Annotated in this window: 15 protein-coding genes and 1 other RNA gene; 9 read left to right on the top strand and 7 right to left on the bottom strand. The window is 59.0% G+C overall.

Annotated elements, in window-relative coordinates; all coding sequences use genetic code 11:
- Nucleotides 1-194: 194 nt before the first annotated feature.
- The 3 genes from ssrA to mscL form a co-directional block, all read right to left on the bottom strand.
- Nucleotides 195-546, bottom strand: a transfer-messenger RNA (tmRNA) gene (gene ssrA / locus L3X40_RS00895).
- A 35-nt stretch (nucleotides 547-581) separates the two neighbouring features.
- A complete protein-coding gene (locus L3X40_RS00890) occupies nucleotides 582-827 on the bottom strand; it encodes a hypothetical protein (protein WP_445177136.1) in 246 nt (81 codons plus the stop codon).
- Nucleotides 828-936: 109 nt separating this feature from the next.
- Nucleotides 937-1359 carry a large conductance mechanosensitive channel protein MscL gene (gene mscL / locus L3X40_RS00885; protein WP_237363881.1) on the bottom strand — a complete coding sequence of 141 codons (423 nt, stop codon included), beginning with the start codon at nucleotides 1357-1359 and terminating at the stop codon, nucleotides 937-939.
- Nucleotides 1360-1489: 130 nt separating this feature from the next.
- On the opposite strand from mscL, the gene L3X40_RS00880 reads away from it, so the two are divergent.
- The 4 genes from L3X40_RS00880 to L3X40_RS00865 are packed head-to-tail and all read left to right on the top strand — an operon-like array spanning nucleotide 1490 to nucleotide 4126.
- Nucleotides 1490-2089, top strand: coding sequence for a LemA family protein (locus L3X40_RS00880; RefSeq protein ID WP_237363879.1), 600 nt, complete (start codon nucleotides 1490-1492; stop codon nucleotides 2087-2089).
- A gap of 11 nt (nucleotides 2090-2100) precedes the next feature.
- On the top strand, nucleotides 2101-2883 hold the full coding sequence (locus L3X40_RS00875; protein ID WP_237363877.1) for a TPM domain-containing protein: 783 nt from the start codon (nucleotides 2101-2103) through the stop codon (nucleotides 2881-2883).
- Nucleotides 2883-3569 (top strand): TPM domain-containing protein, encoded by a 687-nt coding sequence (locus tag L3X40_RS00870; RefSeq protein ID WP_237363875.1) that lies wholly within the window; start codon nucleotides 2883-2885, stop codon nucleotides 3567-3569. Before L3X40_RS00875 ends, L3X40_RS00870 begins: the two co-directional genes overlap by 1 nt.
- Nucleotides 3570-3598: 29 nt before the next feature.
- Nucleotides 3599-4126 carry an NUDIX hydrolase gene (locus L3X40_RS00865; protein ID WP_237363873.1) on the top strand — a complete coding sequence of 176 codons (528 nt, stop codon included), beginning with the start codon at nucleotides 3599-3601 and terminating at the stop codon, nucleotides 4124-4126.
- A gap of 2 nt (nucleotides 4127-4128) precedes the next feature.
- Here the strand turns inward: L3X40_RS00865 and L3X40_RS00860 are convergent, their stop codons facing one another.
- Entirely contained in the window at nucleotides 4129-4743 is a 615-nt protein-coding gene (locus L3X40_RS00860; RefSeq protein WP_237363871.1) for a CAP domain-containing protein, read from the bottom strand.
- 42 nt (nucleotides 4744-4785) lie between these two features.
- On the opposite strand from L3X40_RS00860, the gene hemW reads away from it, so the two are divergent.
- The 3 genes from hemW (at nucleotide 4786) to L3X40_RS00845 (ending at nucleotide 8303) form a co-directional block, all read left to right on the top strand.
- Entirely contained in the window at nucleotides 4786-5952 is a 1167-nt protein-coding gene (gene hemW, locus L3X40_RS00855; RefSeq protein WP_237363869.1) for a radical SAM family heme chaperone HemW, read from the top strand.
- Nucleotides 5953-6010: 58 nt separating this feature from the next.
- Nucleotides 6011-7006: an aspartate carbamoyltransferase catalytic subunit gene (locus L3X40_RS00850; protein WP_237363867.1), complete on the top strand. Its 996-nt coding sequence runs from the start codon at nucleotides 6011-6013 to the stop codon at nucleotides 7004-7006.
- Nucleotides 7007-7067: 61 nt separating this feature from the next.
- Nucleotides 7068-8303 (top strand): dihydroorotase, encoded by a 1236-nt coding sequence (locus L3X40_RS00845; protein WP_445177135.1) that lies wholly within the window; start codon nucleotides 7068-7070, stop codon nucleotides 8301-8303.
- A gap of 39 nt (nucleotides 8304-8342) precedes the next feature.
- Here L3X40_RS00845 and L3X40_RS00840 read toward each other — a convergent pair whose 3' ends face one another.
- The 3 genes from L3X40_RS00840 to L3X40_RS00830 are packed head-to-tail and all read right to left on the bottom strand — an operon-like array spanning nucleotide 8343 to nucleotide 11015.
- Nucleotides 8343-9623: an SPOR domain-containing protein gene (locus L3X40_RS00840; RefSeq protein WP_237363865.1), complete on the bottom strand. Its 1281-nt coding sequence runs from the start codon at nucleotides 9621-9623 to the stop codon at nucleotides 8343-8345.
- Nucleotides 9620-10279: a hypothetical protein gene (locus tag L3X40_RS00835; protein WP_237363863.1), complete on the bottom strand. Its 660-nt coding sequence runs from the start codon at nucleotides 10277-10279 to the stop codon at nucleotides 9620-9622. Before L3X40_RS00835 ends, L3X40_RS00840 begins: the two co-directional genes overlap by 4 nt.
- A 16-nt stretch (nucleotides 10280-10295) precedes the next feature.
- Nucleotides 10296-11015, bottom strand: coding sequence for an AAA family ATPase (locus L3X40_RS00830; RefSeq protein WP_237363861.1), 720 nt, complete (start codon nucleotides 11013-11015; stop codon nucleotides 10296-10298).
- Nucleotides 11016-11212: 197 nt separating this feature from the next.
- Between L3X40_RS00830 and L3X40_RS00825 the strand changes: the two genes are divergently transcribed.
- Together L3X40_RS00825 and L3X40_RS00820 are read left to right on the top strand one after the other, a co-directional pair.
- Nucleotides 11213-12364: an SPOR domain-containing protein gene (locus tag L3X40_RS00825; protein WP_237363849.1), complete on the top strand. Its 1152-nt coding sequence runs from the start codon at nucleotides 11213-11215 to the stop codon at nucleotides 12362-12364.
- A 239-nt stretch (nucleotides 12365-12603) separates the two neighbouring features.
- Entirely contained in the window at nucleotides 12604-13086 is a 483-nt protein-coding gene (locus L3X40_RS00820) for a tetratricopeptide repeat protein (protein ID WP_237363843.1), read from the top strand.
- Nucleotides 13087-13207: the final 121 nt, after the last annotated feature.

The following is a 13207-nucleotide window of genomic DNA, read 5'->3' as shown; positions in this document are numbered from 1 at the left end:
AGGCGGGAATCCATCTCCCGGCGTCAAATCAAGAGGATTGGTCAGGAACTGGATCCCCGCCTGCGCGGGGATGACGGCTGAAAGGAATGCGAGAAAACTATCCCCCTGCCTGAACATTCCTTCCAGACAGTGAATTCCGCTAACAGCAAAAATGAAAATAGGGAGCTTCTGTTGCCCGGTGCTCCCCAAACCGCTGGAATCCTTTCTGTTGCCCGGTAGGTCCAACCGCGTTCTTTTTGAGTAATATCAGGGCGTTAGCCCATCAATTACGCAGCAAGAGCAAGAGCCTCGTTATCGTTGGCACTTGTAGGTTTTGAACAGTTTTACGGCTTACTCGGGCCGGGCAAAGATTATCGTCTTTCAACACACGTCGATCCTGGTTCGGCCCCGTCAGGATGGGCTTTGCTATGGGAAAAGCCCTTTCTGGTGGAGCCGCCGGGTACTGCCCCCGGGTCCGCTGCGCCTATTACACGACATCATTTATCGCCATAGCCGGACAGGTCCGGCACCAACCTATATAGGCGATGTTTGCTGAATGAAAAGTGACCGGGCAAAGAAACCGGCGCGTGAAAGCGGGTTCTTTACTGTGGTGGTGGTGCCTTCTCGCCCATTTCTCGCGTGGCATCCGCCTTGTTTTCCAGAACGTCGGCCTGATTTTCCAGAACATTGGCGCCTGCAGCGTTATCCATGACGTCGGCCCTGTCTTCCATCCTGTCGGCCTGACTATCCATCATATCGGCCTGATTTTCGGCCACTGTATTTTGTTCTCCGCAGGCTCCAAGAGCAAATATGCCCGCAAGTGCGAGACTCATGGTCGCAATTTTCACGTCAAAATCTCCCGTTAAGCGCACCAATTCGAATTGGCTAGGCGGACTAACAGACCAGCATCGTGCTTTGTTCCCTGCAGCCCACATGACGGAACCGCGCGAACGGCCTTTATTTTTTTAACAGGTCGCGGATTTCACGCAGCAACACAACGTCTTCGGGGTCTGGCGCGGGGGGCGCCTCTTCGATTCTTTTGAACTTGCTTGCCTGGCGCACGATCAGGAAGATGACGAAGGCAAGGATCAGGAAATTGATGACGACCGTCAGGAACTCCCCCCATCCGAGCATAGCCACGCCGGCCGCTTTCAGGTCGGCATAGCTGGTTGGCGATCCGCTGAAATCAGCGGGAATGTCGCCCAGTAAAATAAAATGGCTGGAAAAATCGGCGCCGCCGAAAATGTAGCCCACCACCGGCATGATAATATCGTCGGTCAGCGACTTGGTGATCGTCGCAAAGGCCGCTCCAATGATGACAGCAACCGCAAGGTCAAGAACGTTGCCTTTGGCGATGAAATTGCGAAATTCGGTCAGCATGCGTCGGTTTCCCTATATATTATGCCGGTGTCATGTGGCTATATAACAGTATGATTGTTGCGAACAAGCAATCAACACCCTATTTTGCAGCCATTGGACCAAGCCGCAACCTTTCCATTCGGAGAATGCAATGACCAACAGCCGTTTTTCCTATGCCCTGCTTGCGCCTGTCGCGGTGGTTTCGCTGTCCGCCTGCGGCATCAACAGCGTGCCGGCGGCACAAGAAACCGTGAACGCCAAATGGGCGGACGTGCAGAGCCAATATCAGCGGCGGGCTGATCTTGTCCCCAATCTGGTCGCCGTGGTTAAAGGCTATGCCAAGCAGGAGCAGGATACGCTGACCAATGTGACCGAGGCGCGCGCCAGGGCCACATCGGTGCAGGTCAGCGCCAATGATTTGCAGGACCCGCAGAAGATGGCGGCGTTCCAGTCGGCGCAAAATGAGCTTGGACAGTCGCTTGGCCGGTTGCTGGTGTCAGTGGAAGCCTATCCCGACCTCAAATCCAACGAGAATTTCCTGGCACTGCAAAGCCAGCTTGAAGGCACCGAAAACCGCATCGCGGTCGCCCGGCGCGATTATAACGAAGCGGTGCGCGATTATAACACCCGCATCCGTACCTTCCCGGAAATGATCGGAGCGAAGCTGGTCCACGGGGCAAAGCCGATGACGCCGTTTGAGGCGACCACGGCGGGCGCGGATGAAGCTCCGAAAGTGGATTTCGGAGGCTGATGCCCAGGCCTATGACGTTTCATCGCTTATTTCTGGTGCTTGCGCTGCTCTTCGTTTCAGTAACGGCGCAGGCGCAGAGTTTTCCCAAACTGACCGGACGGGTGGTCGATAATGCGAATCTGCTCAATCCAGCGCAGGAACAGGCGCTTACAGCGGAACTGAAGGCGATTGAAGATCAAAGCGGCCGACAGGTGGTTGTTGCCACGCTGCCCGACCTTCAGGGCTATGACATTGCCGATTATGGCTATCAGCTCGGCCGCACCTGGGGCATCGGGCAAAAGGACAAGAACAACGGTGCGCTGCTGATCGTCGCGCCCAATGATCGCAAGGTGCGGATAGAGGTCGGCTACGGCCTTGAGGGCATATTGACCGATGCGATGTCGAGCATCATCATTCAGCGCGCGATCATTCCGCGGTTCAAGGAGAATAATTACCCCGGCGGTATCGCTGCTGGTGTTGGCGAAATCGGCAAGTTGCTCGCTCTGCCCCCTGACGAGGCGCGGGCGCAGGCTTTGGCTGCTGAAAAGCAGGCCGAAAAATCGAATAGTTCAGGCAACCGTTTCATGGTCGGATTCGGGGCGTTCATGCTGTTGTTCTTCATTTTGCCGATCATGCTGGGCGGTGCCTTTGGCGGTCGGCGATACCGGGGCGGGCGCGGCCCCGTCGTGATCTGGGGACCGGGTATGGGTGGCGGTTTTGGCGGCGGAAGTAGCGGAGGTTCAAGCTGGGGCGGCGGCGGTTTTTCCGGTGGCGGAGGCGGCTTTGGCGGCGGTGGAGCATCAGGGGGATGGTAATGGCCACGACAAACCATCTGACGGCAGAGGATCATGCCGAGGTCACAGCGGCCGTTGCGCAAGCCGAGAAGCTGACCGATGGCGAGATTGTCACCATCGTCACCGGTCAGTCCGACAGCTATCACGACGCAGGGCTGCATTGGGCGATTGCCGCCAGTTTCATCTGCCTGTCCCTGGTCGCGATGTTCCCGGCCTGGTTCATGGGCCGTCTGCATTTCGTGCTGGGTGGCGGATGGGAGCAGGACCTGCCTGCCGGGCTGACGCTGACGGTTTTGCTTGGATTGATGATCGCGGTCTTTCTGGCGGTGCGCTATCTGTTGGCGATCACACCGTTGCGGATGGTCGTGACACCGAAAAGGACCATGGCCCGCCGGGTGCGCCGCAGGGCTATCGCTTATTTCAAGGTTGGCGCGGAACGGCGCACCATGGGCCGCACGGGGATACTGATTTATGTGTCGCTAAAGGAACATCGTGCCGAAATCGTCGCGGACGAGGCAATTGCGTCCAAAGTCGGAGGCGAAGTGTGGGGCAATGCCATGGTCGCGCTGATCGACAATGTCCGCGAAGGTCATGCTGGGACGGGCATGGCCGAAGCGGTGCGGCAGGTAGGTATCGTGCTGGCCGAACATTTTCCCAAGACCGTCGACAATCCGAATGAACTGCCCGATCGGCTGATCGAATTATAGTGGATCAATGCGTGCATGAAAGCCGATGAATGACTGACGCAATCGAAACCATGTGGGAAGGCCGCTTCATCACGGCCAAGCGTCAGGGCACGTGGGAATATGTCTCCCGCAGCCGGGGGATTGAGGCGGCGGTGATCCTCGCTATCGAGGAGGCGATGGATGGACGTCACATCCTGCTGGTCGAACAATATCGTGTCCCCCTGAAAGCCGCATGTCTGGAATTACCCGCCGGTTTGATCGGCGACCATCAGGCCGGTGAGGATCCGGCGGGCGCAGCGGCGCGAGAGCTGGAGGAAGAAACCGGCTATCGTGCGGGGACGATGACGAACCTTGGGCGTTTCTACAGCTCGCCCGGTATGGTGTCGGAGAGCTTTACCCTGTTCAGGGCCGCCGACCTTGTAAAAACCGGCGAAGGCGGCGGAACGGATGGCGAAAACATCATCGTCCATCGCGTTCCCATGGATGGCATCGCGGACTATATCGCCGCACGGCGCACCGAAGGCATGGCAATAGACGTCAAATTGCTGCTGCTTCTGGCCGACACGTTCCTGCGTTAGATCTATCGTCCCGTCCGCATCGGTACGGGCGGATCATCGCCGCCCAGCGGGTCGCGGCCATAGACATTCCCCGGCGGTGTATAGCGGCAGACCAGATATTCATCCGTCCGGTTTTCGGCCATCGCGCAACCCACTTCGGTTGTGCTGTGCCAGATGATCTGTGTATAGTGGCCGACATCGCTCCAGCGTCCGGTGGTGCTGAACCGGGGCAGGGCGGCACGGCGGAACCAGCGTCGTTCATCAATCCAGCCACCGATCATTTCTGCATAGCTGAACTGACCGGATGATCCCATCCAGAGGTTTTCGCCTTCTGGCGTAGTACCACGCGGTTCGCGGCTGTGCTTGAATGTGCGTGTTCGCGCCAATGTATCGGCATAACGCTGCGCATCGGCGGCGAGTTCAGCATTCCACCGCAGCGGCGGCTGGCGAACTGCGCGGCGGGCGTCATTATGCCCTCGCAACATCTCCGCACGGAAGAGTGCATGGCCGCGCTCCTGCGGTCTGTCAGGCGCAACGGACCAATATCGCGGCGGATCGTCATGATATTGCGCCCATGCCTGACCGACGGTGCAGACGACCAGCACCGGCAACAGCCAAAGAGCGGCTCCTTTGAGCATTAGGGACTTTCCGCGATTCGTCTTTGCGACCATAGGAGCCATATGAACGCCCCCATTGTTAACCCGAGCCTAACAGAACCATTGGCACTTTATGTCCATTGGCCCTTTTGCGTGTCGAAATGCCCCTATTGCGATTTCAACAGTCATGTGCGTGAGGGCGTGGATCAGGCAGAATGGCGGACGGCCCTGCTCAAGGACATGGCGCATGAGGCCGCGTTGACCGGAGGACGGCCGCTGTCGTCGATTTTTTTCGGTGGGGGCACGCCATCGCTGATGCCGCCCGAAACGGTGGCGGCGCTTTTGTATGCCGCCGAACGCCATTGGGGCTTTGCCGATGATATAGAGATTACATTGGAGGCCAACCCGTCCTCGGTTGAGGCTGCGCGGTTCGCAGACATAGCGGCAGCCGGGGTGAACAGGGTGTCGCTGGGCCTGCAAGCGCTGGAGGATGACGCGTTACGCTTTCTGGGCCGGGCGCATGATGTGGCCGAGGGGTTAGCGGCGCTGGAAACCGCGCAAAGGGTTTTCGACCGGGTGAGCTTCGACCTTATCTATGCGCGGCCGCAGCAGGGCGAAGCGGAATGGGGGGCTGAACTGGAACGCGCCTTGTCCTTTGGCACGTCGCATCTATCGCTGTATCAGCTCACTATCGAGCCGGGGACGCGGTTCGATACGTTGGTGCGCAAGGGGGCCTTTGTCCCCGCAGACCCGGACCATGCCGCCAACCTGTTCGAAATCACCCGCGAAATGACGGCGGCGGCAGGCATCCCAGCCTATGAAACCAGCAATCATGCACGCTTCGGTGAAGAAAGCCGTCACAATCTGATTTACTGGCGGTATCAGGACTATGTCGGCATCGGACCCGGAGCGCACGGACGACGCGGTGGCATGGCGACTTTTCGCCGCAAGAAACCGGAAAACTGGCTTTCCGCATTAGCTCGCAATGGGCACGGTATGGAACAGGAGGCCGTCTTGTCGCCGCAGGACAAGGCGACCGAGGCGCTGTTGATGGGGCTGCGGCTGGAAGAAGGTGTCGATCTGGAGCGCATAGCGCGGATTTCGGGCGTGAAGCGTGATGTCTTGGTGGACGATGCTGCAATCGAACGGCTTTCGGCGATGGGCCTGATTGCGTTGGATGGGGGGCGTCTGCGGGTGTTGCCATCGGGCACATTGCTGCTGGACGCGATCCTTCCGCAGATCGTCGTTTAGGGCGCAACATGATTTACGCGCTTGAGAATGACGCGCGGCTGGCATAAGTCGAACAGCCATGCAGCCATCATCGCCATCCAAACCCACCAGGACCGGACTGACCGGCCGGGATAATTTCCCGCACCGGCATTTGCTGGGCATGGAGAATCTTCAGCCCTGGGAAATCCGGTTCCTGCTGGACGAAGCAGAAACATGGGTGGCGCTCAACCGGCAATCGGCCAAGCATGATGACCGGCTGGCCGGCCTGACGCAGATGAATGCCTTTTTTGAAAACAGCACGCGAACCTTGCTGTCGTTCGAGGTCGCGGGCAAGCGGCTGGGCGCGGATGTGGTGAACATGCACGCTGCCCAATCGAGCGTCAAAAAGGGTGAAACGCTGATCGATACAGCCGTGACCCTGAACGCCATGCGGACCGACGTGATCGTGATCCGCCATCAAAGCTCCGGCGCGGTGCAGTTGATCGCCGACAAGGTGGATTGTCCGGTCCTCAATGCAGGCGATGGGCGTCACGAACATCCTACACAGGCGCTGCTCGATGCACTTACCATCCGTCGTCGAAAGGGCCATGTCGAAGGGTTGAAGGTCGCAATATGCGGCGATGTTTTGCACAGCCGGGTGGCGCGTTCCAACATCATCTGTTTGTCGACGCTGGGGGCGCAAGTGCGTGTTATCGCGCCGCCGACCCTGATGCCCGCCGCGATTGAGCGGATGAGCGCCATGCCCTTTACGGATTTTGATGAAGGGCTGGAGGACGTCGACGTCGTCATGATGCTGCGCCTGCAGAGCGAGCGGATGGACGGAGGCTTCATTCCATCTCCGCGTGAATATCATATGCTCTATGGTCTGACGCCCGAAAGGCTGGCCCGCGCAAAACCTGATGCGCTGGTCATGCATCCCGGCCCGATGAACCGGGGCGTCGAAATCGCAAGCAGCGTTGCCGACGATCCCGACCGCTCCGCCATTACCGAGCAGGTCGAAATGGGCGTGGCGGTACGCATGGCCTGCCTTGACGTGCTGACGCGGCAGGCGCGGGGGGTGGAAGGATGGGCTTGAACATCCTGACCACGAAAAGCCGCAGGATGGGCTTGAACATTCTGACCGAAAAGGAAGCAGGATGGGCTTGAATATCCTGACCGCTATCATAAACGGTCGATTGGTTGATCCTGCTGGATCGGCTGTCGAACCCGGCGTGCTTCTGCTTCAGGGCGATTCCATTCTCGCCGCCGGAAAGGTCAATGTTCCACCAGACGCGGAGGTGATCGATGCCAAGGGAATGCTCGTCGCGCCCGGCCTTATCGACCTTGGCGTATTCAAGACTGACAAGCCCGCCTTTCATTTCGGCGGCATTACCCGTGCTGCGCTGATGCCCGACCAGTCGCCGCCGCTGGACGATCCGGGGCTTGTCCAACATGCCGCGCGCGCGGGAAAGCCGGATTTCTGGGTCCATCCCCTTGCTGCTGCCACACGCGGGCTTGCTGGTAAGGAACTGGCGGAAATGGCGATGATGCAGGCGGCTGGGGCCAAAGCGGTTGCCACCGGGCGTCGCTGGATTGCCGATTCCGGCGTCATGCTGCGCGTGCTGACCTATGCGGCATCATTGGGGCTGAAGGTCATAGTCCATGCCGAAGATGGCGGCCTTGCCGACCCTGCGGTAGCGACAACAGGGGAAACCGCGACCCGGCTAGGCCTGCCGAGCGCGCCTGCCTGTGCCGAAGCGATTGCGATCGTCCGTGACATCATGTTGGCACGTGAAGCGAACGCAGCCATTCACTTCCGCAATGTAACGACGCTGGCAGGGTTCGACCTTGTTCGCCGGGCAAAGGCGGAAGGGCTGGCCGTCACGTGCGGCATCAGTCCGGCCTATCTGTTCCTGTCGGACAATGCGATGTCGGATTTCCGTACCTTTGCGCGCCTTTCGCCGCCGCTTCGAAGCGAGGATGACCGCAAGGCAGCGCTTGCCGCTGTCGCCGACGGCACCATCGACGTGATCTCATCAAGCCATGATCCGCGCGGTCCCGAAGACAAACGCCTGCCGTTCGCCGACGCGGCGCCGGGCATGGCGGGCGCCGAAACGCTGTTGGCATTATCGCTCAACCTTGTCCGCGATGAAGTGATAGGGATGAACCGCCTCTTTGCCCTGCTGACAGCCAACCCGGCGGGCATATTGGGCATTGACGCGGGCAGCTTTGCCAAAGGCGCGGCGGCCGACATCATTTTCGTTGACCCGGATACACCCTGGCAGGTCGATTCCAACAAAATGGCGGCGGCGGCCGGTAACACGCCCTTCGACCGGATGCCGGTTCAGGGCCGGGTACGCAAAATCATGAAGGGCGGCCAGTTTCTCAACTGACCGCCCACCATGTCATTCATTGCTTTTGTGCGTAAAAAATCAGAGCGCCGCGAATTGCTTTGTTCCGCGTGTGACCCAGCTTGCCGTTTCGCCTGCGATGCTGCGCACGAAACAGGATGAACCCTTTGACCGAAGACGGGCACATGCCTGTACCGCAGCGTTGCGGCTTTCGAAGCCCGACAGAGCAAGGCGGTGATAGATCTTGCCCTTGACCTTGGCCGTGTTGCTCAGTGTCGAGAAACCCTTGATGTTCTGATTGTGGCTGCTGAGCTTCCGCCATGCCTGATTGACGCCTTCGGGATTACTGAACGCGCCAAGTTGCACCACATATTGCGATGCACTGGCCACAGGAACCGGGGCAGGGGCCGAAGTAAAGGCGGATTTCAGTGGAACCATCGACCGTATCGGGGCTGGGTCTGCCCGAAGCAAGGGGGCCGCTACGGAAGCTGCATAGGCGTCATCCATAGCGGTCTGCGTTTCGGCCATCGGTGAGGCCTCAACAAAACTGGGGAGTTCAGCGGGTTCGGACGGCATGGCAATGGGTGCTTCTGCAGCAGCCAGTGCAATTGGTGCCGCGCTGTCGTCCCGAAGTGCAAGGCGGACAGGCAGACCGGGGTCGGCCTGCGGCGTGACGCCCATCAAACGCGCAACTTGTTGTGTTTGCGCTCCTGGACGCGCCAGCATCGCCCATTCCCCGACCCGCTTTCCAGCATCGGCAGGGGCAAGGTCCTGGCTCGCCATCAATTTCGATTCGCGCCAACGCCCCGCCAGCGCAAGCGTATAGGCCAGATTTTGCCGAACCTTCGCATTGGCATCGGGCTGACGCACTTCGGCGGAAAGGACTCGAAGTCCTTCATTCGTGTCGCCGGCAAGCGCGATGGCAAGGCCATAGTCGGCAGCCGGAACGACATCCATATGCGCGCCAAGCAAAGTGCGTGCATCATCGCTCTTGCCGATGGCGATCTTCACCATGGCCAGTCCGATGACCGTGCGCGCATCGACATGGCCCAGCGTCATGGCATCTTCAAAGCTGGTTTCCGCGGACGCGAAACGACCATCCGCCAAATAGGCCTGGCCAAGCAAAGAGCGATAGTCGCCATTGTTCGGGCTTGCCGCAACGGCAGCTTCCGCCGCAGTCATCGCTTCGCTGTTCTTGTCCTGCGACAGCGCCTTTTCTGCCGTTGCTGCATATTTTTCCGCAGGAGCCTGACCAGAGGCCACACCTGCGCGCGTGCCATAACCGGTGCTTGTGCACCCGGCCATTGTCCCGCCAAGAATGAGCGAGGAGACCGCGAGTTTGAAAAAGACTGTATGTTTCATGGCTTCATTCCCCCGGCGATTTTGGCGGCGCGTGCGCCTGGCACCTGATCTGCCAATTGATCCAGCTGTGGTAATTGCGTCATGAGGTCGTCGAGTGCCTCAATCACAAGCTGTTGCGCTGAACGGTTGGTAATCGCGCAGGCAAGGCGCAGTTTCAGATGCCGTTCAGGATCCAGCCGCAGCGTGAATGCCGCTTTCGCTTTCCGCTGCTTGAGGGCTGCCGACCCTGCTATAGACTTGACGTTGTGGACCTTTCTGGGAGCAGGTGCGGGCGTTTCGTCTTCGATTTCGCCGTTCGTCACCTTTTCGGCCAGCAATTTGCGTTGCTCGACAACCGCAGGAATCGCAGGAGCGGGAGCTGTATCGATCTGTTCGTCGCTGTCCTCTTCAGTCGCGGTTTCGACAGGGACGAGCGCGACGGGAGGAGGCGCCGGAGGCGTAACCTGTGTGCCGGGCATGGGTGACAGCCCCGCAAATGGCTGATAGGCCGATGCGTGGCTTGCTTCCTCGCCCATGTCGTTCCAGCCCAGATCTTCATGGCCCAGAGCAATATTGCCCATGCCGCCAATGCTTTGCCGACGCATGGCCGGTGTCGCATTGCCTTTGCGCGCCAGCAGACCGGAGGTGAGTGACGCAAATGTTCTTGGTTCAACCATGATCCCGCTCCCCGCCTTACTGGCCAATGACCCGGCGACCGAAGCCGCCCATGGGGCGCGGCGCCGTCAAATGTCCGTTGGCAAGCTGAGGAGCAGCGAAGACAGTTCGGCGGAAATTCTTTTCGAGGCGGTCGGAGATATAGCTCCAGAGCGCGACGACCTCCTGCGCGGAGCGGCTTTTGGCATCGACTTCCATCACGGTGCGGCCATCGATCATCGATGCCGCATAGTCCGTGCGATGATGCAGTGTGACCGGAGCGACCGTGCCGTGCTGTGACAGGGCGACAGCGGCTTCCGATGTGATCTTTGCCTTGGGGGTCGCACCATTGACGACAAAAATGAGCGGCTTTCCGGCCCGTTCGCACAAATCGACGGTGGCGCCTACGGCACGCAGATCGTGCGGACTCGGGCGCGTGGGCACAACGATCAACTCGGCCACGGAAATGACGCTCTGGATCGCCATGGTGATGGCGGGCGGCGTGTCGATGACCGCCAGCTTGAACCCCTGCTGCCGCAATATTTCAAGATCGGAGGCAAGGCGGGCCACCGTGGTCTGGGCAAAGGCCGGATATTCCGCCTCCCGTTCATTCCACCAATCGGCCAGCGACCCTTGCGGATCGATGTCGATCAATACTACGGGGCCAGCGCCCGCATATTGAGCCTGAACGGCCAGGTGCCCGGACAAAGTGGTCTTGCCGGACCCGCCTTTTTGCGATGCCAATGCTAGGACGCGCACAAATTTCCCCTCAGATTGCGGAGTTTCAGGGGATGTTTGCCATGCAGGCCGCTAACATCCGGTTAACGTGATACAGGCTTTCGATGTCGGAATATTGCCTTGAGCATCGGGAATTCGATCGAGGCTAATATGGTATTAACCTCGACTTTGGATATAAGAGGGCAACGGAGTTCGGCTTTGGGTGGGAGGCCATGGACATGAAGCAGGTTTTTTTGGCGGTTGGCATGGTCTGGCTTGCAGCTGCAACGCCAGTCGCAACAGCTGCGCCGGTAAAAGCGGCGGCCATTAATCCTGGCGACGTGAAAGCGGGCGTGGAGGCTTGGGAACGGGGCGATTATCCCGCTGCGATCAAGCTATGGCGTCCGGCTGCGACAGCGGGCGATGCCGATGCCCAATTCAATCTGGGTCAGGCATACAAGCTGGGCTGGGGCGTGCCGATGGATATGCCCGTTGCGACCGAATGGTTTCGCAAGGCGGCCGTGCAGGGGCATATCCGGGCAGAAGATAATTACGGCTTGCTGCTGTTTCGCGCCGAAAAACGGGCCGAGGCCATGCCTTATATCGAAAAATCGTCTGCACGAGGCGAGCCGCGCGCGCAATATATTTTGGGCACGGCGCTTTTTAATGGTGAGAATGTCGCAAAGGATTGGCCTCGCGCCTATGCAATGATGACCCGTGCGGTTGCCTCTGGCTTGCCGCAAGCGACCAACAGTCTGGCACTGATGGATCAGTACATCCCGTTGGATCAGCGACAGGCCGGAACCCGGCTTGCGGCCGAACTGGAAGCAAAGGAGCGCAGCAATATGCTGGCTGCAACGCAGATGCCGCCTGTTCCCGCGACTCCCCCCGCGTCCCCGACCGGTTCAGGCAAGCCCACGCCTATCAAGCCGACAGAACTTCCGCCCTCAACCGTTGCCAGCCCCGCGCCTGTCCAGCAGGCCATGGCTGAGCCAGTGCCTGCGCCGCCAGCCCCGGCAAAACCCAAGTCAGAAAAGGCTGCGCCTGAAAAAGCTGAACCTGCCAAGCCTGCCCCCGTCGCGCCTGTCGTATCGTCGCCATCAACGCCGCCGGTGGTGGCGGCTGAACCGAAAGTCGCCGCCATGGCGTCTCCGCGATCTGGAGACTGGCGCATCCAGCTTGGCGCGTTCAGCGAAGAGGCCAAGGCGCGCACGCTCTGGACCAATCTTCTCACCCGTGTGACGGGCCTTGATGCCTATCAGCCCTATCTGGTGAAACAAAATGCCCTGACCCGGTTGCAGGCGGGACCGTTTGTAAAGCAGGCTGATGCGTTGAAAGTGTGTGAGACAGTACGATCGGCCAAAGCAGACTGCATTGTGAAAAAGCAGTAGTCATAGGCGATACCGGGACGCCATGTATGTCGCCCTGACGCATGGCAAAAGCTGCAATGCTGTAGCTTACAAGGCCGCGCAAGAATCCGGCCGGTTTTTCACCCCGCAGAAGGTGTGACAGGCGTGAGTCGCGCGCGTGGGAGCCATGAATATGACAAGACTGTCATGGAACAGCTTGCCAAGCATCTCCGTATTGATGTGGGTTATTATGTAACTGACTGAATTCATGTGATAATATCTTGGTTCTGTTGTGGGAAAAAGAATATTGTCAATATGTCATAAAAGTGAAATACTCCTCTCTACAATTAAAAGGTTTTGTTGGAGAGATAGCTATGATCCAGGGCAAAATAGTCGGTGCGGCTTTCCTGCTGGCAATTGATGGTCTGTCCACCGCTCTTGGGGCGCAACCCCATACCAGTGAAATCGGCTATCCGGATGGTGCGCTTGGCCTTGCTGCGATCCAGAATGGGGATCTGGCAAAGGCTGAAACGCAGCTTAATATCCTTAAGGGTATTAAGGCGGATGATCCGGCACGGCTTATCAATCTGGGTCAGGTCTATGCCCGGACGGGTCGCTATACCGAGGCTGCCCAAGCCTATCAGGCCGCGATGAAAAGCGATAAATCCTTCGATGTGTTGCTGACAGATGGCCGGGTGATGTCGTCTCGGGATGCGGCGCGTCTGGCGCTTATCGAGTTGCGGGGCGCTTACGCCGCGCGTTAACAGTGTAATCGCAATGACTTTTGGAAAGGCGGTCATTTGGCCGCCTTTATGGGATGGCCCGCCCCTTTTCCCCGGCATCGGTTATGATGTTGGTGCTTAAGAAGGAAAGGAGCGGACCGAT

Source organism: Rhizorhapis sp. SPR117, assembly GCF_021742065.1.
Note: the sequence above shows the minus strand (reverse complement) of the source record. Positions and strands in the feature narration are given on the sequence as shown.

What these genes read in the sequence shown, in the direction of transcription:
- mscL (WP_237363881.1), bottom strand. Translation starts at nt 1,359, where the DNA reads ATGCTGACCGAATTTCGCAATTTCATCGCCAAAGGCAACGTTCTTGAC.
- L3X40_RS00880 (WP_237363879.1), top strand. Translation starts at nt 1,490, where the DNA reads ATGACCAACAGCCGTTTTTCCTATGCCCTGCTTGCGCCTGTCGCGGTG.
- L3X40_RS00875 (WP_237363877.1), top strand. Translation starts at nt 2,101, where the DNA reads ATGACGTTTCATCGCTTATTTCTGGTGCTTGCGCTGCTCTTCGTTTCA.
- L3X40_RS00870 (WP_237363875.1), top strand. Translation starts at nt 2,883, where the DNA reads ATGGCCACGACAAACCATCTGACGGCAGAGGATCATGCCGAGGTCACA.
- L3X40_RS00865 (WP_237363873.1), top strand. Translation starts at nt 3,599, where the DNA reads ATGACTGACGCAATCGAAACCATGTGGGAAGGCCGCTTCATCACGGCC.
- L3X40_RS00860 (WP_237363871.1), bottom strand. Translation starts at nt 4,743, where the DNA reads ATGCTCAAAGGAGCCGCTCTTTGGCTGTTGCCGGTGCTGGTCGTCTGC.
- hemW (WP_237363869.1), top strand. Translation starts at nt 4,786, where the DNA reads ATGAACGCCCCCATTGTTAACCCGAGCCTAACAGAACCATTGGCACTT.
- L3X40_RS00850 (WP_237363867.1), top strand. Translation starts at nt 6,011, where the DNA reads ATGCAGCCATCATCGCCATCCAAACCCACCAGGACCGGACTGACCGGC.
- L3X40_RS00845 (WP_445177135.1), top strand. Translation starts at nt 7,068, where the DNA reads ATGGGCTTGAATATCCTGACCGCTATCATAAACGGTCGATTGGTTGAT.
- L3X40_RS00840 (WP_237363865.1), bottom strand. Translation starts at nt 9,623, where the DNA reads ATGAAACATACAGTCTTTTTCAAACTCGCGGTCTCCTCGCTCATTCTT.
- L3X40_RS00835 (WP_237363863.1), bottom strand. Translation starts at nt 10,279, where the DNA reads ATGGTTGAACCAAGAACATTTGCGTCACTCACCTCCGGTCTGCTGGCG.
- L3X40_RS00825 (WP_237363849.1), top strand. Translation starts at nt 11,213, where the DNA reads ATGAAGCAGGTTTTTTTGGCGGTTGGCATGGTCTGGCTTGCAGCTGCA.